The organism is Nitrospirota bacterium, from assembly GCA_040757595.1.
Taxonomy (GTDB): Bacteria; Nitrospirota; Nitrospiria; order Nitrospirales; family Nitrospiraceae; genus JBFLWP01.
The window spans coordinates 134,622-156,123 of the sequence record JBFLWP010000001.1 but is presented as its reverse complement, the minus strand read 5'-3'; the positions used below and the strand labels follow the sequence as shown (position 1 = coordinate 156,123).

At 67.0% G+C, this 21,502-nt stretch carries 28 protein-coding genes and 1 tRNA gene; 14 read left to right on the top strand and 15 right to left on the bottom strand.

Features of this window, described 5'->3' with window-relative positions:
- Positions 1-21 precede the first annotated feature (21 nt).
- Positions 22-654: a glutathione peroxidase gene (locus AB1411_00900; GenBank protein ID MEW6542148.1), complete on the bottom strand. Its 633-nt coding sequence runs from the start codon at positions 652-654 to the stop codon at positions 22-24.
- Positions 655-659: 5 nt separating this feature from the next.
- A complete protein-coding gene (htpX, locus tag AB1411_00895) occupies positions 660-1,544 on the bottom strand; it encodes a protease HtpX (GenBank protein ID MEW6542147.1) in 885 nt (294 codons plus the stop codon).
- Positions 1,545-1,747: 203 nt separating this feature from the next.
- On the opposite strand from htpX, the gene AB1411_00890 reads away from it, so the two are divergent.
- Both AB1411_00890 and AB1411_00885 read left to right on the top strand, forming a co-directional pair.
- Positions 1,748-2,194, top strand: coding sequence for a cupredoxin domain-containing protein (locus AB1411_00890; GenBank protein ID MEW6542146.1), 447 nt, complete (start codon positions 1,748-1,750; stop codon positions 2,192-2,194).
- Entirely contained in the window at positions 2,194-3,249 is a 1,056-nt protein-coding gene (locus AB1411_00885) for a phytoene/squalene synthase family protein (GenBank protein ID MEW6542145.1), read from the top strand. Before AB1411_00890 ends, AB1411_00885 begins: the two co-directional genes overlap by 1 nt.
- 106 nt (positions 3,250-3,355) lie before the next feature.
- On the opposite strand, the gene AB1411_00880 is transcribed toward AB1411_00885, so the two are convergent.
- The 6 genes from AB1411_00880 to AB1411_00855 form a co-directional block, all read right to left on the bottom strand.
- A complete protein-coding gene (locus AB1411_00880; protein ID MEW6542144.1) occupies positions 3,356-3,586 on the bottom strand; it encodes a type II toxin-antitoxin system HicA family toxin in 231 nt (76 codons plus the stop codon).
- Positions 3,567-3,908, bottom strand: a complete 342-nt coding sequence (locus AB1411_00875) for a hypothetical protein (protein ID MEW6542143.1) — start codon at positions 3,906-3,908, stop codon at positions 3,567-3,569. Before AB1411_00875 ends, AB1411_00880 begins: the two co-directional genes overlap by 20 nt.
- Before the next feature lie 850 nt (positions 3,909-4,758).
- Entirely contained in the window at positions 4,759-5,037 is a 279-nt protein-coding gene (locus AB1411_00870; GenBank protein ID MEW6542142.1) for a hypothetical protein, read from the bottom strand.
- Positions 5,038-5,050: 13 nt separating this feature from the next.
- Positions 5,051-5,464 carry a hypothetical protein gene (locus AB1411_00865; protein ID MEW6542141.1) on the bottom strand — a complete coding sequence of 138 codons (414 nt, stop codon included), beginning with the start codon at positions 5,462-5,464 and terminating at the stop codon, positions 5,051-5,053.
- A 5-nt stretch (positions 5,465-5,469) separates the two neighbouring features.
- Positions 5,470-5,805: a (2Fe-2S) ferredoxin domain-containing protein gene (locus tag AB1411_00860; GenBank protein ID MEW6542140.1), complete on the bottom strand. Its 336-nt coding sequence runs from the start codon at positions 5,803-5,805 to the stop codon at positions 5,470-5,472.
- Between the two features lie 14 nt (positions 5,806-5,819).
- Entirely contained in the window at positions 5,820-6,239 is a 420-nt protein-coding gene (locus AB1411_00855; protein MEW6542139.1) for a hypothetical protein, read from the bottom strand.
- Positions 6,240-6,377: 138 nt separating this feature from the next.
- Between AB1411_00855 and ald the strand changes: the two genes are divergently transcribed.
- The 9 genes from ald to AB1411_00810 all read left to right on the top strand — a co-directional run bounded on the left by ald (position 6,378) and on the right by AB1411_00810 (position 11,823).
- Positions 6,378-7,481 (top strand): alanine dehydrogenase, encoded by a 1,104-nt coding sequence (gene ald / locus AB1411_00850; GenBank protein ID MEW6542138.1) that lies wholly within the window; start codon positions 6,378-6,380, stop codon positions 7,479-7,481.
- Between the two features lie 23 nt (positions 7,482-7,504).
- A tRNA-Pro gene (locus AB1411_00845) sits at positions 7,505-7,581 on the top strand.
- Positions 7,582-7,927: 346 nt separating this feature from the next.
- On the top strand, positions 7,928-8,218 hold the full coding sequence (locus AB1411_00840) for an acylphosphatase (GenBank protein MEW6542137.1): 291 nt from the start codon (positions 7,928-7,930) through the stop codon (positions 8,216-8,218).
- Between the two features lie 73 nt (positions 8,219-8,291).
- A complete protein-coding gene (locus tag AB1411_00835; GenBank protein MEW6542136.1) occupies positions 8,292-8,807 on the top strand; it encodes an adenine phosphoribosyltransferase in 516 nt (171 codons plus the stop codon).
- Positions 8,808-8,965: 158 nt separating this feature from the next.
- Entirely contained in the window at positions 8,966-9,535 is a 570-nt protein-coding gene (locus tag AB1411_00830; GenBank protein ID MEW6542135.1) for a TraR/DksA family transcriptional regulator, read from the top strand.
- A gap of 22 nt (positions 9,536-9,557) precedes the next feature.
- A complete protein-coding gene (gene queC, locus AB1411_00825) occupies positions 9,558-10,241 on the top strand; it encodes a 7-cyano-7-deazaguanine synthase QueC (protein MEW6542134.1) in 684 nt (227 codons plus the stop codon).
- Between the two features lie 9 nt (positions 10,242-10,250).
- Positions 10,251-10,427 carry a hypothetical protein gene (locus tag AB1411_00820; GenBank protein MEW6542133.1) on the top strand — a complete coding sequence of 59 codons (177 nt, stop codon included), beginning with the start codon at positions 10,251-10,253 and terminating at the stop codon, positions 10,425-10,427.
- A 5-nt stretch (positions 10,428-10,432) separates the two neighbouring features.
- The gene (locus AB1411_00815) at positions 10,433-10,813 is read left to right on the top strand and encodes a cytochrome c (GenBank protein MEW6542132.1); all 381 of its coding nucleotides are present in this window, start codon (positions 10,433-10,435) and stop codon (positions 10,811-10,813) included.
- Positions 10,814-10,977: 164 nt separating this feature from the next.
- Complete coding sequence (locus tag AB1411_00810) at positions 10,978-11,823, top strand: SPFH domain-containing protein (GenBank protein ID MEW6542131.1); 846 nt, start codon at positions 10,978-10,980, stop codon at positions 11,821-11,823.
- Between the two features lie 45 nt (positions 11,824-11,868).
- Here AB1411_00810 and AB1411_00805 read toward each other — a convergent pair whose 3' ends face one another.
- The 4 genes from AB1411_00805 to AB1411_00790 are packed head-to-tail and all read right to left on the bottom strand — an operon-like array spanning position 11,869 to position 14,703.
- Positions 11,869-12,603 carry a hypothetical protein gene (locus AB1411_00805; GenBank protein ID MEW6542130.1) on the bottom strand — a complete coding sequence of 245 codons (735 nt, stop codon included), beginning with the start codon at positions 12,601-12,603 and terminating at the stop codon, positions 11,869-11,871.
- A gap of 39 nt (positions 12,604-12,642) precedes the next feature.
- Positions 12,643-13,317 carry a hypothetical protein gene (locus AB1411_00800; protein MEW6542129.1) on the bottom strand — a complete coding sequence of 225 codons (675 nt, stop codon included), beginning with the start codon at positions 13,315-13,317 and terminating at the stop codon, positions 12,643-12,645.
- 57 nt (positions 13,318-13,374) lie between these two features.
- A complete protein-coding gene (locus tag AB1411_00795; GenBank protein ID MEW6542128.1) occupies positions 13,375-14,328 on the bottom strand; it encodes a DUF72 domain-containing protein in 954 nt (317 codons plus the stop codon).
- 21 nt (positions 14,329-14,349) lie between these two features.
- Positions 14,350-14,703 carry a hypothetical protein gene (locus tag AB1411_00790; protein MEW6542127.1) on the bottom strand — a complete coding sequence of 118 codons (354 nt, stop codon included), beginning with the start codon at positions 14,701-14,703 and terminating at the stop codon, positions 14,350-14,352.
- An 88-nt stretch (positions 14,704-14,791) separates the two neighbouring features.
- On the opposite strand from AB1411_00790, the gene malQ reads away from it, so the two are divergent.
- From malQ to AB1411_00775, 3 genes are read left to right on the top strand one after another with little or no spacing between them, the layout of a single operon-like run.
- On the top strand, positions 14,792-17,056 hold the full coding sequence (malQ, locus tag AB1411_00785) for a 4-alpha-glucanotransferase (GenBank protein MEW6542126.1): 2,265 nt from the start codon (positions 14,792-14,794) through the stop codon (positions 17,054-17,056).
- Positions 17,053-18,237 carry an ATP-binding protein gene (locus AB1411_00780; GenBank protein MEW6542125.1) on the top strand — a complete coding sequence of 395 codons (1,185 nt, stop codon included), beginning with the start codon at positions 17,053-17,055 and terminating at the stop codon, positions 18,235-18,237. Before malQ ends, AB1411_00780 begins: the two co-directional genes overlap by 4 nt.
- Complete coding sequence (locus AB1411_00775) at positions 18,224-19,618, top strand: sigma-54 dependent transcriptional regulator (GenBank protein ID MEW6542124.1); 1,395 nt, start codon at positions 18,224-18,226, stop codon at positions 19,616-19,618. The genes AB1411_00780 and AB1411_00775 overlap by 14 nt, the downstream gene beginning before the upstream one ends.
- 32 nt (positions 19,619-19,650) lie before the next feature.
- Here the strand turns inward: AB1411_00775 and AB1411_00770 are convergent, their stop codons facing one another.
- The 3 genes from AB1411_00770 to AB1411_00760 all read right to left on the bottom strand — a co-directional run bounded on the left by AB1411_00770 (position 19,651) and on the right by AB1411_00760 (position 21,464).
- Positions 19,651-20,109, bottom strand: coding sequence for a hypothetical protein (locus tag AB1411_00770; GenBank protein MEW6542123.1), 459 nt, complete (start codon positions 20,107-20,109; stop codon positions 19,651-19,653).
- 11 nt (positions 20,110-20,120) lie between these two features.
- Entirely contained in the window at positions 20,121-20,363 is a 243-nt protein-coding gene (locus tag AB1411_00765; GenBank protein ID MEW6542122.1) for an Lrp/AsnC ligand binding domain-containing protein, read from the bottom strand.
- Between the two features lie 135 nt (positions 20,364-20,498).
- Entirely contained in the window at positions 20,499-21,464 is a 966-nt protein-coding gene (locus AB1411_00760) for a hypothetical protein (GenBank protein MEW6542121.1), read from the bottom strand.
- Between the last annotated feature and the right edge of the window lie 38 nt (positions 21,465-21,502).

Here is a 21,502-nt window from a genome sequence, read left to right as displayed (position 1 = left end):
ACCCCTCGCCCCTCGCCGCTACTACTTTCCCAGCTCCCGCTCGACGTCCTGGACGATCTCCGCCGAGAGTGGCTTGGTGCGAGGGGCGTAGCGGGCCACGATCCTGCCCGAGCGATCAACCAGATATTTCTGGAAGTTCCATTCCACTTCGCCGGGAAACGGACTCTGCTCGGTCAGGTACCGGTAGAGGGGATGCTTGTCCACGCCCGCGACGCTGATCTTGCTGAAGAGGGGAAAGGTCAGGCTGTACCTGGTGTAACAGAAGCTCTTGATCTCCTCGTTGGTGCCGGGCTCCTGCCGGCCGAAGTTGTTGGCGGGGAAAGCCAGGATCTCGAGCCCCCTCTCGCGATACCGCTCGTACATGCTCTGAAGGTCCGCGTACTGCGGCGTGTTTCCGCAGAAGCTGGCCGTGTTCACGAGCAGGAGGACCTTTCCGCGAAACTGGCCCAGGGGGACTGGCTTCCCGTCAATGTCGTTCAACGCGAAGTCGTAGACGCTTCCGGTCTGTGCAGCCATCAACCGCGCCCCTCCTTTGTCGGCCGCCGCCGGACCGGGCGGCTCTCCGGCCAGCGAATAGCCGGGGTTGCATCCCCAGAGAAGGCCGAGGGCCAGCGCGGCCGCGCCGGCCCTCGTGAACCTCGACACCGGCGTCATGGCGGTCAGAGTCTCCGCAGGGCGGCGATCCGCGCCTCGATCGGCGGGTGCGTGGCGAAGAGGTGCAGGAAGCCGGTGGACTTTCCGGAGATCTTCATCGTCGCCAGCGCGTCCTGGGTCGTGTACTCGGCCTGCGCCCGGTTGATCCAGCGGTCGATGGCCTGGAGCGCCGAGATCATGGCGTCCCGCCCATAGACTTTCGCGGAAAAGGCGTCGGCCGCGAACTCCCGCCGCCGCGAGAACCAGCTGATCGGGATCATGGCCAGGAACGACAGGACCGTCTGCAGCAGGATGTACACGCCGAAGGCCAGGGCCTCGTTCCGCTCGGCGAGGTTCCGGTACACCCAGCGGCTGATGAAGTAGACGAACGTGTTCATCAGGCCGGCCAGCACGGTCGTCGCGAACATGTCGCCGTTGAAAACGTGTCCCATCTCGTGGGCCAGCACCGCCTTCACTTCCTGCTCGCGCAGGTTGTTCAGGAGGCCGGTCGAGACCGCCACCATCGCGTTGTTTTTGGTCGGGCCGGTGGCGAAGGCGTTCGGGTCCCCGCCTTCGTAGACCCACACTTCCGGCATCTGGATCCGGAGCCGCTGGGCGATCTCCTGCACCGTGCCGTAGATCACCTGCTCCGCGTGCGTGCGGGGCTGCTCGATCCGGTAGCAGTCCAGCATGGACCGGGCCATCTGCTTGGAGAAGGCCAGGCTGATGAACGCGCCCCCGAACCCGATCACCAGGGCCCAGACCAGGTCCTCCTGGTTGACGGCCCCACGAACGTCGATCCCGAAGGCCGGCAGGATGAAATTGACGATCACATGGAACGAGATGGACAGGGTCACGAAGATCAGCACGTTCGCGATCAACAGCAACCCGATGCCCTTCAACCACTTCATGGAGACTCCTCCCTCTTCATGTCATTCGTGGCGGCCCGATGGCCGGGCCGCCGGTCAACGAACGCTCGTATTATACAACAATCAGGCTGGCGCCTGTACGGGGTCGCTTATCCAGATAAGTTCGCCGGCGGTTTCGTCAAGAGGTCGGGGCGACGGCCGGGCTCGGGTTGACCTGTGCAGGGGTATCTGCTAGAAAACGAGCCGTGATCGCGAAGCCGCTCAATCCGTCTCGGCGGCTGGCCGTCGTCTTCTGGACCGCCGCGGTGCTGCTCGCCGGGCTCGGTCGCCTCGCCGCCGGCGCCGAGCAGGGGCCGGTCGAATTGACGGTCGGCTCGGACGGGGTCCAGCGGGGGACCATCACGCTCGACAGCTATTCCTATACGCCCAGCCACCTCATCGTCCAGGCCGGGAAGCCGGTCGAGCTGACGCTGACCAGCGTGACGATCATCGTGCCGCACAACTTCCTGCTGAAGGAGCCGGAGGCCGGCCTGGAAGTAAGCCAGGACGTCGGCGCCGGCAACACGGAGAAGGTCCGCTTCACGCCCACCAAGCCCGGGACCTATACCTTCTACTGCGACAAGAAGCCACCCATCCCCTTCGCTTCCACTCACCGTGAGAAGGGCATGGAAGGGCGCCTGGAAGTCCGCTAGTGGCAACCGCCGCCCAGACCGTCTCCGCCAAGCAGATGTTGCTGGGCGACGTGCTGCGCCGGGTGTCGCGGTCCTTCTACCTGACCCTGCACGTGCTGCCCCGGTCGGTGCGCGATCAGGTCGGGCTGGCCTACCTGTTCGCAAGGGCCGCCGACACGATCGCCGACACGGACCTGATCGCCAAAGCCGACCGGCTCCTGTTCCTGAAACGGTTCCGCGGCCTGTTTGCCGGCGACCGGGTGGATCCGGAGGAGGTCCGGGTGATTCAGGCGGCCGTCGCGCCACGCCAGACCGACTCGGGCGAGCGCGCCCTCCTGGAGCAGCTCGATGCCTGCTTCCGTTTGTACCAGGGGCTCGATCCAGGCGACCGGGAGCGGATCAGAACCCTGATGGGGACGCTGCCGAACGGGATGGAGATGGACCTGACCTCGTTTCCAGGCGATTCCGTGCAGGACTTGACGGCGCTCCCGGCCATGGCCGATCTGGATCGCTACACCTATTACGTGGCCGGCTGCGTGGGGGAGTTCTGGACCGAGATGATGTGCGCCCACCGTCCGTCGCTGGCCCGGTGGGACCGAGCCAGGATGGCGGCGATCGGGGTCCGGTTCGGCAAGGGGCTCCAGCTCACGAACATCCTCAAAGACCTGCCGCGCGACCTGCGGCGTGGCCGATGCTACGTCCCGGCTACGCTCGTCAGGGAGGCGGGGCTCGAGCCGAGGGACCTGCTGAACCAGGAGAATCTTCCGGCGATCCGTCCGGTGCTGAGCCGGCTGGTTCGGATCGCGCTGGAGCACCTCGACCAGGGCTGGCTCTATACGATGGCCATTCCCCGACGGGAACTGCGGCTGCGGCTGGCCTGCATGTGGCCGATCCTCTTCGCCGGGGCGACGCTCCGGCTCCTGACCGGCTCCTCAGCCTGGCTGGACCCGTCGGCCAACCTGAAGATCTCGAAGGGGCAGGTCTATCGGATCATGGCGGTGACCGTGCTGACCGGAGGGTGCGGCTACGCGGGGACGGCCTACTGGGGCTCACTGCGGAAGCAAGTCGGCTGCTGAAAACGCCTTCCAACCTTGTTCTCGGTCGCTCCGCTTCCGCTCGACGTACCACCAAGACGGCCGCTGAAGCATTGGGAGCGTGTTGATCTCTGCTCGTCCGTCTTTCCTAGTCTCTCAGTAAAGCCTTAAATTCGTCTACGGTCAAACCGGCCTGTCTGAGCATTTCGTGAAACAGCCACTTGGGGATGTCGCGTTTGTGCTGGTGGCTGATCCGGACACGCAGGATAGAGCCGCTCGGCAGGGTTTTCCGCCAGGTCTCGTGTTTCTCGGATCGGAGCTTTTCGAATCCCGCTTGTTTCAGGGCCGTGCGGAAGTCGTCATGCGTGAACGAAGCCATGCTTGATCTCGATCAGCGTGCGAAGATCCCAGTCGGTCTTGCAGGCCGCAACGGCTTCGACGTAGGGGAGGTGATGAGACCGGTTCGGGCTCGTGGCGTACAGCTTGCGGTCTCGGAGATATTCTCTCGCGTAGTCCTTGATCGCCTCGATGAGGTCTTCGAGTGCCTCGTCAGCCGTCGGAAGCTGCGTGACGAGGTCCAGCTCCGGGCACTTCGCGCAATAGGAGCCATTGTCCTTGGCAAGCAGAATGGTCAGCCGATGCTCAGACAACAGGATCTTCGGCTCTCTTACGCGGCGGTGTTTGGCCTTGGTGATCGCCATGTACGCTCCTCTGGGTGACAGGCAGCATTGTAGGCCACTTGTTCGCTCCGGGCAACCAAAGCGCCCGCCTCACCTTTTTCCCGTCTCGGCTAGCATGATCTTGTGACCTGCCTAGCGACAAATCTCAACAGGCTCAAACAAAAGGCTTCCTTGCCTGGCTACGCACGGCAGCTTCAAGCGTGGGGTAGGCGGCTTGGTTGGCGATTTGTTTGACGAGGCGCAACTCGCGGCAAATCGGCCGAGCGGCCTCCGCATTGCATCCGTCGAACCACCATTGGCCGCGAAGGTCTTCGATCGCTGTGATGGCAGCGTCTGGGTTCAGTAAGCCGGTATTCCGAATCCGGTACAGAGTTTCCTCAATGTGTGAGGGTTCCTCTTGCGGCAGGGATTTCAGCCGTTGAACCGTCGTCGCAAGATTGTCATTCGTGGCGAGGGATGCTGAAGGGAGGAGGCGAAGATGATGGGGAGCGGGAAATTCGCCGAGTACGAAGGAGTGTTCGACAAATGGTGCTATGGTGTTTGAGCAAGGGGGGAGTCCTCCACAGACGCCATCGTAGGTCCGGGCGCCCGCGACGGTAAGCTGGACCAATGACCGTTGCCGCTCGCGTACTACAGTTTCGTGTTGATGCTTCATTGCCTGAAGAACTGTCTCCGAGCAGACATCAGGCTGGGCATCGACAATCCTGTGGTGCGTGGGGCAAAGAAGGATGATGTTAACGCAAGAGTCGAGGTCTATCTCGGGTTGGACGACGCCTCACGGACCGGAGCCAGCTTGCGCAATGATATGCGCCTCTTCTCCTACCGCGACCTCGTCACCATGAGTGGCTCCGGGCTGTTAGCTAGGCTGCCCCTACTTCTTCTGCGGCGCCAGTACCTTCTCGCCTTTTCGGAAGACCGCGTAGATCGCCTGGGACGGGCAGGCATCCAGGCAGAGCCGGCAGCTCTCCAGACAACGGGAGGAGTCGAACTTGAACGGCGGGGTCGAGAGCCAGGCGCCGGTCGGGCAGACCGGGATGCAGACGGCCTGGTGGGTGCAGCGGTCGGGATGGCGGACCAGGTGATCTCTGACAACCATCATGGGGGACACTCCCTCGAACAAGGCTTTGGAAAAGAGCTCGAGCATGTTCACGGCCGCGGTCTCCTCACTTCCACTCGTTCACGAGCTGCCGCAGCCGCTCTTTCAGTTCCGGAATCCGTTCCAGATTGTTCTGGATCGCGCCCATGATTTTCTCCAGGCGCGCGAGCCGCAGGGCTTCCCGGTCTTGCCGGACGAGCCGGTCGTACTCCGCGAAGGCGGCCGAGTGGGTGGCCTCCAGGAACGGGCGGGCGGCCGCCAAGGCTTCCGTCAGCTCCCAAGGTTCCGGCGCGAGCGGCGCCGCGACGGCGAACGAGCCGTCGGAAAAGACCAGCACGGCGGCTCCGGTCCGGGACGGCAGGCCGGCGACGGCCGTCACGGCCTTGCCCCGCACCTCTTCCCAGGAGGTCGCCAGCCCGGGAAACCGCTTCATGAAGGCCACCTTCTCCTGGTTGGCCTTCCACTTTTCCTCGACCGGCATGGTTGTCAGGCTTTTCGGGGAGGCTGGTGACCCGGCATCAGCAGGCGCTCGACGATCTCGCCTTTGACCACGTGGCGCTCCATGATCTCCGTGACATCCGCTTCCGAGCCGACCCAGTACCAGACCCCTTCGGGATAGATAACCACGCTGGGTCCGTATTCGCAATGGTCCAGACACCCGGCCTTGTTGGCGCGCACGGTGCCCTTGAGCCCGAGCCGCTCCACTTCCTTCTTGAAGTGGGCGTGCAGACGCTCGGATCCCTGGTCCGCGCAGCACCCGCGAGGGTCCCCCTTGGGCCGTTGGTTGAGGCAGACGAAAATGTGGTGCGTGAAGGTGGACACCGGTCGGGCTTCTGTTACCCGGCGACGGACGAGGCGCCCGCCTGGGCCTGGATGCGATTGAGCAGGGTGCCGACCTCGGCCGGATCGAGGAGGTGCGGCGCCGACCCCCGTCCCTCCAGGCCGGCCAAGATCGAGGCGATCTCCCGGAGCCGGAGCTGCGCCCGTTGCAGTTGCTCGGCCTTCGCCAGCTCCGAGGCCTGCCCCGCGTGGAGCTTGTCGAGCTCCGTCCGAATGTCGCGGAAGTCGCGCTGCAGGTTCTTGTGCATCGAGCAGGTGTCGCAGTACCACTTGGGACTGACATCCGAGGAGGGGGAGAGCCGGTCGTAGGCGCGGCCGAAGAAGTCCTTGCCGAGCGACAGCTTCATCAGCGGGCTCCGGTCCGTCCCGCAGGCGTCGCAACGGCCGGCCGACAAGCTCGCACCGGTGTCTGTCACGATCCTCTTCCTCCCGCTCGGCGAATCGGGCGCGATCTTACACCAGGACCGGACGGCCTGTCCAGCGCAAGGAGGGCCGGGATCGGGATATAATGACGGAGACAGGGGTGCGCATCGGTCGGGAGACAAGGAGGCCGCATGATCATCGGAGTGCCGAAAGAGATCAAGGACCACGAGTATCGGGTGAGCCTCACCCCGGAAGGCGCGGCCACGCTCTGCGCGGCCGGCCACACGGTGTGGGTCGAGACGGCGGCCGGGGAGGGAAGCGGGTTCGCGGACGAGCACTATCGCAAGGCGGGCGCCCACCTGGCCCGGTCCAGGGCCGACCTGTTCCAGGAAGCCGAGATGATCATCAAGGTGAAGGAGCCGCTGCCGTCCGAGTACGGCCTGTTCCGACGCGGGCAGATCCTCTTCACGTATCTCCACCTGGCGGCCTCGGCCGAGCTCACGCGGTCGCTGGCCGACTCGGGCGTGACCGCCATCGCCTATGAGACCACGGAGAGCCAGGACGGGGGGCTTCCGATCCTCAAGCCCATGAGCGAGATCGCCGGCCGCATGGCCGTGCAGATCGGCGCCCACTATCTGGAGCGCTTGGCGGGAGGCGCGGGCATCCTCCTCGGCGGCGTGCCGGGCGTGGCGCCGGCCAACGTGGTGATCCTGGGGGCTGGAGTGGTCGGCAGCGCGGCGACGAGGATCGCGGTCGGGATGGGCGCCCAGGTGACCGTGGTCAACCTGGACCTGGAGCGGCTGCGCGCGCTGGACGACCAGTATCAGGGGCGGATCTCCACCCTCGCCGCGAACCAGCCGTGGATCGACCGTGCCGTGGCGGATGCCGACCTGGTGATCGGTGCGGTGTTGGTGCGCGGCGCCAGGGCGCCCAAGCTGGTGCCCCGCTCGGTCGTGTCCCGGATGACACCCGGGTCGGTGATCGTGGACGTGTCGGTGGATCAGGGGGGCTGTTGCGAGACCACCAAGCCGACGAGCCACTCGGACCCGGTCTACAAGGTCGACGGAGTCCTGCACTACTGCGTGCCGAACATCCCGGGCATCGTTCCGCGGACCGCCACTTTGGCCTTGACCAACGCGACGCTACCCTTTATAGTCCGCATTGCTTCGGCCGGGGTCGAGCGCGCGATCCGCTCCGATCCGGGGCTCGCGCGGGGAGTCAACGTGGCCGGCGGGCGGGTCACGTGCCAGGCCGTGGCCGAGGCGCATGGGATGGCGTATGAGCCGCTCGTCTGACCGGGCGGTGGTCGTGTGAGGATCGGGGCGTAGCGCAGCCCGGTAGCGCACCGCGTTCGGGACGCGGGAGTCGGAGGTTCAAATCCTCTCGCCCCGACCATACCGAGCTTGCTAAGCCGCCCGCTTCGATCAGATGCGGGCGGAGAGGTGGTTTGCCTCAGTAAGCTTGCTAGTACCGACCGCCGTAGAAAATAGTTCTTGGCGGTCGGATAAGGGCCCTTGGCGTAGATCTTTCTCCGATTAAGCATAGTCGAGCGCCATCCAATCATTCTTGGCGCGGGAGTAGAAGACCTCAGCGGCTTCTGGGGTTCTGCAAGAGAGTGCGAAAGGTCTTCCGCCGGAACAACACCGCCAGTGTTTCCGTTGATCCCTGAGTCTTCCTGGCCGCGGTTGAGTCAACTTCAGTGACACATCCCTGCCATGCACCGCTTCACGGTCCTTCAACCATGACCGATTCCGGTTCGCGGATCAGGGCTTGCGTCTGGGTCAGCGGGTGCGTGCAGGGAGTCGGCTACCGCGCCTTTGCCCGGGCCCAGGCCTCGTTGCTGGGTTTGGCGGGAGGCGTGCGGAATCTGGACGACGGGCGGGTCGAGGTGCAGGTGGAGGGAGAGCGGTCCGTCGTGGAAGCGTTCGTCGAGTCGCTCCGCGCCGGTCCGCCGGCCTCCCGGGTCAGGGATGTCGCCGTCCAGTGGGAGCCGCCGACCGGCCGTCACGTCGGGTTCACGATCTGGTATTGACCGGGAGCGCGCCGGCCGCCGGCGGCGTCACGACCGACGGCCGGGCTCGCCGGAAGCAGAAAGGTTGACGACCATGGATTACAAGTCGCTGATCCGTCAGGTTCCGGACTTCCCCAAGCCGGGCATTCTCTTCTACGACATCACCACCCTGCTCAAAGACGCGCGGGCGTTCCGGGCGATCCAGGACGAGCTCACCGCCCGGTACCGTCAACAGGGCGTCACGAAGATCGTCGGGATCGAGTCGCGCGGGTTCATTCTCGGGAGCCCGCTCGCCTACCACATCGGAGCGGGGTTCGTGCCGATCAGGAAACCCGGCAAGCTGCCCGCCGACACCTTCGAGGTGAAATACAACCTGGAGTACGGCTCCAATTCGCTGGCGATCCATCGCGACGCGATTGAGATGGGCGAGCGGGTGCTGATCGTGGACGACCTGCTGGCCACGGGGGGCACCGCCGCCGCCGCCGTGAACCTGATCCGTCAGCTCGGCGGCGAGATCGTGGGCTTGGTGGTGCTGGTCGAGCTGCTGGGGCTCAAGGGGCGCGACAAGCTCAACGGTTGTCCGGTGCATTCCATGATCACCTATTCCTGACGGTTTCTCCCACCATCCGCCGATCGTTCCGCCGGTCTCGCCGCGGCTGCCGCGCGCCGCGCTTCCGCTCTTGCGCGGGGACTTGTCAAAGCCAGGTTGCCGTGATAAGAATAGCGACCTTTTTAGGGATTGCGTCCCACACAAGGGGGTTCGCGCGGATGCCCGGCAAGGTCAAGAGCACCAAGAAGGCGAAATCGAGCCAGAAGGCCGCGGACCGGGCTCGTGTCAAAAGCCCGAGCCCGGACGGCAAGAAATCCTCCCCGTCCGTGCGGTCCAACGGGTCCCGTGGACTGCGAACGGACGGAACGCCGAAGGACAAGGCTGGAGCGAGATCCAAGCAGGCGGACCAGCGCCGCGAGACGCTGCACCGGATGCTGATGCAGAAGCGCGAGGAGGTCCTGCGGGAGATCGGCGACTCGTTGGGCCATTCGCTGACCGAGGACCAGCAGCGCCGGCTGGAAGCGGCGATGGACGTGGGGGACCAGGCGATGATGGATCTCGAGCGGGAGCTCGGCATCTCGCTCCTGGAGATGCAGAACCGCAAGCGGCAGATGATCGACGAGGCCCTGACCAGGCTGGCGGAGGGCACCTACGGCCTCTGCGCCGAGTGCGGGGTCGAGATCAGCGAGAAGCGGCTGGCCGCGGTCCCCTTCGCCAAGCTGTGCGTGAATTGCCAGTCCAAGGCGGAGCTGATCGAGAAGATCGAAAAAGAGGAAGAGCGGGAATAGCTTCGTCGCTCATCGTTGTTCCATGAAGGCCGTGGTGCTGTCCAGCGGCGGGCTCGACTCCACGGTCACGGCGGCTCTCGCCAGGCAGGACGGCTGCCAGCTCTATCTCCTGACGATCTCCTACGGTCAGCGCCATTCCGTCGAGGTCGGCCGCGCCCGCGCGGTGGGCGAGGCTCTCGGGGCCGCCGGGCATCTGGTGCTGGAGGTTGACCTCCGGCCGATCGGGGGCTCCGCGCTCACCGGGGACCTGGCGGTGCCGAAAGACCGGTCGGACGCGGAGCGCCGGCAGGCCATCCCCGTCACCTACGTCCCGGCCCGCAACACGATTTTTCTGGCCCTGGCGTTGGCCTATGCGGAGTCGCTCGGCGCGTCGCGGGTCTATTTCGGGGCGAACGTCCTCGACTATTCCGGATATCCCGATTGCCGTCCCGACTATCTCCGCGCCTTCGAGGAGGTCGCGCGGTTGGGGACGAAGGCCGGGGTCGAGGGCCAGCGCATCGAGATTCGGGCGCCGCTCCTGTCCATGACCAAGGCGGAGATCATCCGAACGGGCCTGGCGCTCAACGTCCCGTTCCACTTGACCCATAGCTGCTACGATCCGGCCCCAGACGGGACCGCCTGCGGCCGTTGCGACAGTTGCCGCATCCGGCGGGAAGGGTTCAGGGCCGCGGGCGCGGTGGACCCCGTCGCCTACGCCGCGCCCTGAGCGGAGAGCGTGAGCGTGTCGCCCGAAGAATTCTTCATGTACCTGACGATCGCGCTGATCGCGCTGGTGCCGATCTCGGCCCGCCTGTACCGGTATTTCACGGCCGGGCGGACGAAGCGGATGCTGCGCGAGGAGTTCGGCGCGCAGGACCGGCCGGACAAGCGCGGCGGGAGCCAGCCCCGGTGATGGTCATGCGGAAGCGACGGTCGGCGAACGCGGGGCTGCTCGGCTGGGGGCTGGGCGGGTTGCTGCTCCTCGGCTTGCTCGCGGGCGCCGGCCCGGCGGCGGTGCCCAAGGAAGTCCGGACGGGCGAGGCCAAGTTCAACACGTTCTGCGCCCGCTGCCACGGCGAGCGGGGCGTCGGAACGAAACAGGGTCCCCCGCTGGTCCACAAGATCTACGAGCCGAATCACCACGGAGACCCGGCCTTCCACCGGGCCGCGGCCAACGGGGTCCGCGCCCACCACTGGAATTTCGGCGACATGCCGAAGGTGGAGGGGGCCACGCCGGACGACGTGGATCAGATCATCAAGTACGTCCGCTGGCTGCAGCGCCAGGCCGGGATCATGTGACCGGCCCTGGAGTCCGGCCGAGTCCATGGTCACGCACGCCGATTGTCCCCGATTTGACTTCCTTCGTTCCTTCTTCATAAGCTGACCCGAGCGCGCCGGTTCGTTCGCCGCGTCGTTTCGACCGGCCTCGCCCGCACATGGCGCGAACGGAGAGGGAGGGTGTTATGACTGGCTCAGAGAAAAGACACGCGAGCATCTGGGGCACGGTCTGTCTGTTGCTGACGATGTCGGGCTGCGTCATGCCGGCGATCGACGCTGGCCACGAGGGCGTGCAGGTGATGAAGCCCATGTTCTTCGGGCACGGGGGAGTCGATCCGGTCCCGGTCTCGACGGGGCGCGTGTTCGTGGCCTTCACGACCGAGATCATCGACGTGGACATCCGCCCGATTCAGTACTCGGAGCATTTCGACATCATCTCGGCGGAGAACGCGCCCGTGTCGTTCGACGCGTTCTTGATTGCCAACGTGATCGAGGGGCGGTCTCCGGAGCTGATTTCCCGGTTCGGTCCGAGCTGGTACGTCAACAACGTGAAGGAGGCCTTCCGCACGGTCGTGCGCGAGGAGGTCCAGAAGTACCAGCTCTTCGAGCTCACCACCAAGCCGGCGACGCGGGCCATGCTCCAGGACGCCATCGAGCGGGAGGTCCGGACGCGCATCATCGAGAAGCAGAACATTCCCGTGCGGCTGAACCGGGTCGTGGTCGGCAGCATCCTGCCGCCCAAGGGGGTCCTCGAGCAGACGGCCCAGACCATCATCCAGGAGCAGCGGCGCATCACGATGGTGGAGTTCCAGAAGGCGGAGGAGGCCAGGGAGAAGGCCGAGCGGCAGCGGGGGATCGCGGACCGGGCCTACCGGGAGAGCCTCGGTCTGACGGCGCCGGAGTTCGTGGACCTGCGGCGGATCGAGGTCCAGAAGGAGATCGTGAGCCACGCCCCGACCTCGAACCTGACCATCATCATGGGGATGGAGAAGGTCGGGATCAACCTGCCGCCGATCGGCGTGGAAAAATAGCGGTGGCGGAGAGGGGGATGCCCCTGGGCCAAGCTCCCGCCCCGGTCACTTGACGAGCCAGGCCCGGAAGGACTTGGCGTTCGCCGGCTTGGGAAACTTGTGCACCCCGATCTGCCCGGGATTCATCACCTCGGTGAAGGACGCTTTGCGCGCCGGGTACCGGTCGCTGCCGATGGGCACCCCCTTCTCGTCGTAGAAGTCGATCATGACGTCGGCGCTCTCCCGCAAGCTGCCGTCGTAGGCCGTGTTCAGCCAGTCCAGGCGCTTCAAGGCCTGGAAGACCACCGCCACCGTCCCGTCCTCTTCCTCCCGGACGCTCAGGATCTTCAACGCCCGGTTCTGGTCCAGCCCAGGCAGGTCCTTGCTCGAACCCAGGTTGATCTCCCGCTGGATCACGGCCCTGACCTCCTGGGGATTGAGGAAGGCCCGGACCTTCGCGTAGACCGTGCGGCCCTTCTCGGACTGCTCCACGAGCTGCAGGTCCTTGAGGTAGCCGGAGGCGACCACCTGGCGCACCCGGCCGAGCAGCTCCGGATCGATCACCGAGGAGGTGGCCTCGATGAAGACCCTGGAGGACTCGACGGCCAGCCGGACGGCTTCGGAATAGGCGATGTTCTTGGCCTCGGCCGGGCTGGTCGGGTCGTGGTACGTGTAGCGGTACACGCCCACGATCTCCACGCGATCGTCCTCGCACAGGGCGGGCGAAGCGGGGGAAAGGGCCAACAGGCAAGCGCAGAGGATGGCCTGTCTAACCCAGGTGCCCGTGGAACGTTGCAACATGTCGTCCGACCTCCGGGCGGGACGGCCTTGCCGCCGACCCTACTTCGTCGTTTTCAGGAAATGCTTCGCCAGGCTCGAAACGAGGGCTCCCCGGACGTCCGGCTCCTGCGGCATCGCGATCCCCTCGTGGATGACGGCGGTGGCTTCCTGGGACCAGAGCGTCTCGCCGGATTTCGTGCCGATCAACGTCAGGCTCATTTGCCGCCTGTATTCGGGCCTTCCGAACGACACGCTGCCGATCGACTGGACCATCTCCCACTGGCCCTGCAGCAGGATCACGCCGTCGGCGTTGACCGTGCGGGCCGCCTTCAGAATCGCGCTCAACCGATCGGCTTCCGTCATCGAGGCCCCGACCCGATAGGCCGAGGACTGGGTGCCGGCGGCGAGGGCCGTCCGATACCGGTCCGGCGGAACCACGGAGAACCGCCCGCTGTCCTGGAGCCGCTCGGCAAGGTCAACCCCCACCATGTCCAGCTTCCCTCTGCTGGAGTCGGGGGTGCCGAGCACCGACTCGAGGGTTGACGGGAGGACGACCGCGACCGTGCGAACGTCGGCCACCGGCCCGCGCAGCGGCGTCGGGTTGGCGAACTCCGTGTCGATCGAAGTCGGGAAAAACATGCCCACGAAGCACCCGCCGGTCATGACCAGCAGGGCGCTCGCGCCGGCGGCGAGCAACCGGTCGAATCGTGGACGTCTTCTCCTGAGGTGGGACATGGCGGTGTCTCGGGCCGGAGGAAGATAACCTCATGTTATCCGTCGCCGATCGGGGTGTCAAACCTCGGGGGCTTCGCGATCGGCGGGCTGGCCCAGGGCGTCGAGCAGGGCCTGGATCGTGAGCGGAGCGTTGCCCTCGGCGCGGTTGTTGACCAACAGGTAGGCGGGGAGGCGTTCGGCCAGGGCTTGCCGGATCAAGGCGAGCGTGTCCGCCCGCATCCGCGGAACCGGCTGCACCAGCCGGTCGTAGGGCCTGTATCGCCGCACGGCGTCGGCGTGGGACAGGCCCAACGGCGTGAGCAGCCGGACCACCACCGACCGGCCGGGAAAGCGCTTGCCCATGGCCGCGTGCTGGGCGGCCAGCGGGGGCATGGAGGTCCAATGGTTGTAGACGTGGGCGACGCCGTGGGCCTTGAGCAGGTCGTGGTAGCGGGCGCCCAGGACCGCTGGGTGACGCACTTCCACCGCATACAGAGGCCCGGCCGGCAGGCGGGCAAAGAACCGGTCCAGGGCCGCAAGGAATCGGTCCGGCTCCAAGCCGAACCGCTGAAACTCGAAGATGAAGGGGCCGGTCCTGTCCCCGAGGGACTGGAGCGTCGGGGCCAGAACCAGTTCTTCGCAGACCGCCGCGTCCAGGAAGCGGGGGTTGTTCATCCCGGCCTTCGGCCCGTAGCGGGGCAGGTTGGCGTAGGCGGGGATGGTGATCTCCTCCCACACCTTCGGGCAGACGTGGAAGTCGCTCGGCACCTGGGCGGCGTAGTGAGCCAGTTGGTCGTGCGTCGGGGGACGGTAGAAGGAATGGTCCAGCCCGACGGTCCTGAAGAGGCGGCGGCCCTGGTATTCGTAGGCGGCATATTCGGCGAGGCAGTCCTGGGCAAAACGGCTTTTGGAATAGGGCTTCCGATAGACCAGGCCCTTCCACCCTTCGTAGGCCCAGGAGCTGGTCCCGAACCGTAGGCAGGCCGGCGGCTCGGTCGCCGGCTGGTCTGGAACGAACGGAAGTCGAGTCACGGGCCGATGGTCGTGAGACGGTCAGCTTGCCAGCAGGAGGCCCGCCATGGCAGCCAACCCTCCGGCCAGCGACAGGATGAAGCCGAGGCCGCCCGCTGCGAACCAGGGCTTGACCCGGGCGATCTCCTCGCTCGTCAGCCGGGGATGCAAGTCAACCGGCGCCATCCACCAGCGGGCCGGCAGCGGCATCTTCCTGGCCAGCGATCGGTACAGGACGACGTGGTACCATAGGCCGGTCGGCACCCCGGTGAGCAGGCCCAGCGCCAGCGCCCAGAGTCCCAGCTCGGTCATGAGCTGCGGGGTCAGCAGCGTTGCGAGCAGCCCGGCCAGCCCCACGGCCAGCAGCGAGGCCAGCACCAGCGAGATTTCCAGCATGGCGCATTGTACTCGAACGGGCCGGGAAGGACCATGAAGAAGGCCGTTGCCTTGACTTGCTCCGGGCTTGTTCCTAGACTCCCGCTTGATGAGTGATCGGAGCGAACAGTCGTTGCTGGACGAGCTGGCACAGCATTACGGGGTTGCTCCGGACTATTACGACGTCTGGGGCCGGCGGCACGTGGTCGCGGACGAGACCAAGCGGGCGATCCTGACCGCGATGGGTCTGCGGGTGGAGACGAGAGACGCCGTGCAGCGGGAGCTGGCGGCCTGGTCCGAGGCTCCGTGGCGGCAGCCCTGCGATCCCGTGCTGGTGCGGCGGATCGGCGCCTCGCCAGGAAGCTGGTCCTTCCGCCTGCCGGTGGAGGCGGCCGAAGACCGGACGGTGCGAGTCCGCTGGGAGGTCCGGGACGAGGAGGGCAGCCTGCGGCACGAGGGAGAAGCGGGGCCCGACCTCGCGCCGGTCGAGATCAAAGACATCGCCGGCCGCCGTCACGCCCGGTTCGAGCTGCCGGTGCCGACGGAGTTGCCGATGGGCTACTACGACCTGCGGGCCCGCGGCCTGACGGCGGCCGGCGCCGTGGAGGGACGCCTGCGGCTGATCCTGGTCCCGAGCCAGTGCTATCTGCCGGCGCGGCTGTCCCATGGCGGCCGGACTTGGGGGCTGGCTCTGCAACTGTACGCCCTCCGTTCGGCCGCGAACTGGGGCGTGGGGGATTTCCGCGACCTCTCCGATCTCGTGGGGTGGGCGGCGCAGGATCTGGGGGCCGGAGTCATCGGCCTGAATCCCCTCCACGTGCTGAAGAACGAGAGCCCCTACTACATCAGTCCCTATTCGCCCGACAGCCGGCTGTTCCTCAACCCGCTCTACCTCGCGGTGGAGGAGGTGCCCGAGGTGCGGGAGTCGGCGCAGGCCCAGGCCATCCTGGCCGATCCGACGTTTCGGGCCGAGCTGGACCTGTTGCGCAAGGGCGAGATGGTGGATTATGACCGGGCGCATCGAGCCAAGATGACCGTGCTCGAAGCCGCCTACGCGACGTTCCGGGAGCAGCACCTCCGGGAGGAATCGGATGGACGCTGGGCTCCGGCCGGCGAGCGGGGGCAGGCCTTCGAGCGGTTCGTGCGGGAGCAGGGCGAGCCGCTCGAGCGGTTTTCCCTGTTCCAGGCCCTCGCGGAAGAGCTTCGGCGGCAGGATCCCCGGGTCTGCGGCTGGCAGGAATGGCCGGAAGCCTTCCGCGACCCAAGCTCGCTAGCGGTCGCGTCGTTCCGGACCGCCCAGGCGTCGCGCGTCCGGTTCTACCAGTATCTCCAGTGGGTGGCCGCGGAGCAGCTCCGGACGGTGGCGGAGCTGGGGCGGCGGCTGGGGATGCCGATCGGGCTCTACCACGACCTGGCACTGGGGAGCGACCGCTCCGGCAGCGACGCCTGGGCTTCCCAGGGAGCCTTCGCCTTGGGGGCGGACAGCGGCTGTCCGCCCGACGCCTTTGCGCCGGACGGACAGAACTGGGGACTGCCGCCGATGGACCCTCACCGGTTGCGCGCCAGCGGGTATGCGCTGTTCGTCGGACTGCTCCGCCGGAACCTGGCCTTCGGCGGCGCCCTCCGCCTGGACCACGTCATGGGGCTCTTCCGGCTGTTCTGGATTCCGCGGGGCTTCCCCGCCTCGGCCGGCGCCTACGTCCACTATCCCCACGAGGATCTGCTCGGCATCCTGGCCCTGGAGAGCGTGCGCCAGCAGGCCGTCATCGTCGGGGAGGACCTGGGCACCGTGCCGGACTGGATCAAGGAGCGGCTGGCCGCCTCCCGGGTCCTGTCCTATCGGGTCCTCTACTTCGAGCGCTGGGACGATGGAAGCTGGAAGAGGCCGAACAGCTATCCGCAGCAGGCGGTGGCCGTGGTGACCACGCACGACCTGCCCACTCTGGCCGGCTTCTGGGCCGGTCGGGACATCGAAATCCGGTCCGCCCTCAGAAGCGGCCAGGACCAGGCGGCCGTGAAGCGGGCCCTGGACGAGCGGCAAAAGGACAAGGTCCGGTTGCTGGCGGCGCTGAAGGAAGAGGGCCTGTTGCCCGAGGACCTGCCGGAGGAGACGGAGCCCGGTCCGCTCGTGACGCCGGGCCTCTGCCGGGCCGTGCACCTGTTCCTGGCTCGGTCTCCGGCGGCGATCGTGCTGGCGACGCTCGAGGACATCGTGGGGGAGGTGGACCAGGCCAACCTGCCCGGCACCGTCGAGAGCCACCCGAACTGGTCCCGGAAGGTGTCCGAATCGCTGGAGGGGCTGAAACAGGACGCCCGGCTTCCGCTGCTGGCCGGGGCCCTGTGGACGACCCGCTCCCTGAAGGCGCGAGGATGACGGCGTCGGCGAAGAATCCGCTCGTGCTCGGCGTCTCGGCCGGTCTCTTCGTGCTGATCGTGGTCGTCGAGACGGTCGCGCCGGCCAACGTCGTCGGGGCCTACGGGTTCGTGCTCCCGATTCTCCTGATCGCGACGGCCAGGAACCGGCGGCTCATGTACCTGACCGTCGCCCTCTGCATCCTGGCGACCTACGTGGGGCTGCTGAGGCCGACCAAGCCGGGACGGTTCGTGTCCGCGGCCATCAACCGGTCGGTGGTGGCGGGCGTCCTGATCGGGGTCGCCTATTTCGCGATGACGCGCGAAGAGCGGAAGGCCCGGGAAGAGGCGGCCCGCGCCGAGCTGGCCCGCCAGACCGAGAATTTGCTGCGGGCCAACCAGCAGCTCGCCGAGATCAAGGACGCCCTCGGACGCTCCGAGCGCCTGGCCGCGGTCGGTCAACTGGTGGCGTCGGTGGCCCACGAGGTGGGGACGCCGCTCCATTCCATCGCCTGGCACGTGCAGGCGCTGGCCGAGGAGCCTGCCGCCACCGAGGACATGCGCAAGCGGATCGAGATCATCGACTCCCAGATCAACCGGGTCGTCCGGATCATCGAGGAACTGCTCACCTCCACCAGGCAGCGAAGGCCCAACCCCGCCCGGCTGCCGGTCGAATGCCTGGTCCAGCCGGTCATGTCGCTGATGGGCCCCTCGTTCGCGAGCAAGGGCGTCGCGCTCCGGGCGGAGGGCGGCCGGGACTTGCCGCCCATCTGGGGGGACGCGGAGCAGTTGCAGCAGGTGCTGGTCAACCTCGTGGCCAACGCGCTGGCGGCCACGGAGGCGGGGGGCGAGGTCGTGATCGCGCTGGGGAGCCGGCCCGTGACGCCCGAGGAGGCGCAGGCGCGGGGGCAGGCCGGTGAGACGCCGATCGGGACGATGGTGACCCTGACCGTGCGGGACACGGGATGCGGGATGCCGGCCGAGCACCTGGCCCGGGCCTTCGAGCCGTTCTTCACGACCAAGGCTCTCGGCGACGGGACCGGCCTGGGGCTGTTCCTGAGCCGCCAGATCGTGCACGCGCACGGCGGATCGCTCTCGATCGAGAGCACGGTCGGGAAGGGGACGACGGTCGTGATCGGGCTGCCGAGCTACGTGGAAGCCGAAACGGGCGTCGGGGCGACGTACGGTGATGCAAGAGCCTGACGCCAAGATCCTCGTGGTGGACGACGACGCCGTCGCGCGCGACCTCCTCGTGGAGGCCCTGCGGAAGGAAGGCTACGGCGTCGAGTCGGTGGCCGACGGGCACGAAGCGATCCGCCGCGGTCGCGAGACGAAGTTCGACCTCGTCCTGACCGACATGCGCATGGGGGCCGTGGACGGGATGACGGTCCTGCGGGAGTTCAAGCAGTTCAGCCCCGAGACCAGCACCGTGCTCCTGACCGCGTTCGGGTCCATGGAAGGGGCCATCGAAGCGATCAAGCAGGGGGCCTACGACTACCTGGCCAAGCCGTTCAAGAAGGAAGAGATCAAGCTCGTCGTGCGCCGGGCTCTGGAGCACAACCGCCTGGTGCGCGAGAACACCCGGTTTCGGGAGGAGCTGCGCGAGCGGGAGGGCCGGTCCCAACTGGTCGGCAGCAGCCCGCCGATGCTGGAAGTCTACAAGCTGGTGGCCCGGGTGGCGGGCGGGAAGAGCACGGTCCTGCTCGAAGGCGAGAGCGGAACCGGCAAGGAGCTGATCGCCCACGCGATCCATGCGAACAGCCCCAGGCGGGACCGGGCGTTCGTGCCCGTCAACTGCGCCGCCCTGCCGGAGACGCTCCTGGAATCGGAGCTGTTCGGGCACGAGAAGGGCGCGTTCACGGGCGCGGTCGGCGCGAAGCCCGGCCTGTTCGAGACCGCCGACGGCGGGACCCTGTTCCTGGACGAGATCGGGGACGTCGGGTCCTCGGTTCAGGTCAAGCTGCTGCGGGTGATCCAGGATCAGGAGGTCCGGCGCGTGGGCGGGACCGGCGCGTCGAAGGTGGACGTGCGGATCATCGCGGCCACGCACCGCAACCTGGAGGCCCTGGTCAAGGAGGGGCGGTTCCGCGAGGACCTCTTCTACCGGCTCAACGTCGTGCGGATCGTGCTTCCTCCCCTCCGGGAGCGCCGCGAGGACGTGCCGATGCTGGCCCACCATTTTCTGCAGAAGTTTTCCGCCGGCTCGGCGCCGATCATGGGGTTCGTCCCCGAGACGCTCGCGCTCCTGCAGCGGTACCGCTGGCCGGGGAACGTGCGGGAGCTGGAGAACGTGATCGAGCGGGCGGTCTCGCTCAGCCACGGGCCGCTCATCATGCCCGACGACCTGCCCGAAGCCGTCCGCCGCGCGGGCGCCGAGCCGTGGAGCGAGGCGGCCGGGCAGGGAGCCGGCGAGCCGCTCGCGACCCTCGACGAGATGGAGAAGCGGCATCTGTTGAAGGCGCTGCGCGAGACGGGCGGCAACAAGGCCCGTGCCGCAAAGCTCCTCGGCATTGACCGGCGGACCCTCTACCGGATGGCGGAACGGTTCGGGCTGGAGCTCGACGATGAGGGCGAGGGGCGGTGAAACCGAAACGCGCCTCTCGCCTCGTGCCTCTTCTAGAGCAAGCCGAGGGCGTTCTTGACCAGCCGTATCTGATTCGCGGCGCTCTGGGGGAGGGGCGTCTCGTAGGGGCCCCAAAGCTTGAACAGGCTGCCCTTCCCCTCGTGGGCGACCCGGATCGTCAGTTGGGTGGTGTGCTCGTCGGCGGAGGCGATCGTCGCTTCCACCCGGGTGCGCGTCACCCCGAAACGAAAGCGCAGCAGCCAGTCCCACGGACTGTCGGTCTCTTGCCGGTACCCGGTGCGTACGGCGGTCTTCGCAGCCTCGTCGCGGTCGATGTCGTAGCCCCCCTCCCGCAACACCTCGACGAGCGCGGTCCGCACCTGGCTCTCCGGCACGGGCAGCAGGGCCTCCGCCAGATCCGGCGCCGTGGGGGAGGCGGACGCGCAGCCGAGCGCGAGGGAAAGTCCGGCGAGGGCGGACATCCACCCGAGGTCGAGTTTCGCGGTCCGCATGGCCGAGCCTCCTAGCGTTTCAATTGGTAGACCAGGTGGGTGTCGGTCTGCGCCACGCCCTCGATCGCGTGAATCTTCGACAGGACGAGGGCTGACAGCGTGTCCTGGTCGGACACTTCGACCAGGGTGAAGATGTCCGGCTTGCCCCAGCAACAGTCGATGCTCTTGATCTCTTTGATCTCCGACAGGGCCTTGACCACGTTCATCGTCTGCCCCGGCATCACGTTGATCAAGACGTAGGCGCGTTCAGGCATCTCGACGCTCCATCCTCCGCGTTCCGCTCGCCGGCCTCTGGCGGTTCGGTCGGTCAGGAAGGTAGCGAATACTTCGGGGTAAGTCAACAGGTTTCGGCGGCCTGCCCAAGGGAAACACCCTAGGCCCCTTCCGCCTCACTTGGGGGCGATCAACACGTCGAGCCGTTTCCCGTCTCGTTCCCGCCGCAGGTCCGCTTCGAGCCTGGCGGGGTTTCCGATGCGGCCCTCCGGATCGTAGACGAAGCAAAAGAGGGTCTTGAAGCCCTGGCGGACGGCGTATCGCTGGAAATCGAGGAGCAGTTGCTCGGACAGGGCCTTGGCCGTGAGCCCCTGTTTGGTCTTTCTGACGGTGACGGCCAGCCCTTCCTGAGGGACGAGGAAGTCCTTCCGGCCGGCATCTTCGCCGTCGGGCGCCCATTCTTCCAGCGCGCTCTCCTCGAACTCCAGGCGGAGCAGGGTCCGCAGCAGGTCCTGGACGTCGTGCACGTCGTCCACGTCGAGGGTGGGACGGCCGTCGTACCGCTGGCGCAGTTGTCTGGCGACGGCGTGAAAGCGCAACCCGAGCCGATGGATCCGTTCCAGCGCGCCGCCCGCCGGGACCTTGACGTCCGCCGGCGCCTGCCGGGTTTCCGCTGACGCGTCGCCCGGGCCTCGATCCGGTTGCGGCTGCGGCGGCGGGGAGGCGGGGGCGGCCGGCGCCGCGGGCTGGGGCGTTGGGTGCCTGGCGCTCTGCTGGGCCGGGCGGACCGGCTGGCTGTCGCCGGCCGCCAGAAGGTTCTTCTTTTCCTCGAGGACGGCGATCAGCTCCCCCAACGTCTCGATCGTATCGGCGAGGTCGTCGTCGGCCGTGGATCGAATGCGCAAGTGCTGATGCGCCCGGAATTCCGGCGACCGCTCGCCGAATATCTGGCGGATCGTCTCACGGATCTGGGATTCGGCGGCGACCTTGAGGGCCTCGCGGAACGGCAGCCCGTCCTTGCGCAGCTCTTCCACCTGCGCAATCCGTCCGTGCAACTGCTCGATGTGCTGATTGACCTCGGCTACGGACGAGAACGATCTCGAGCTCGGCGGGAGGTGGTCGGATCCCCTGCTTCTGGCCATCTTCGGCTCCGGCTGTTGCGCGCCAGGCGTGCCGGAAA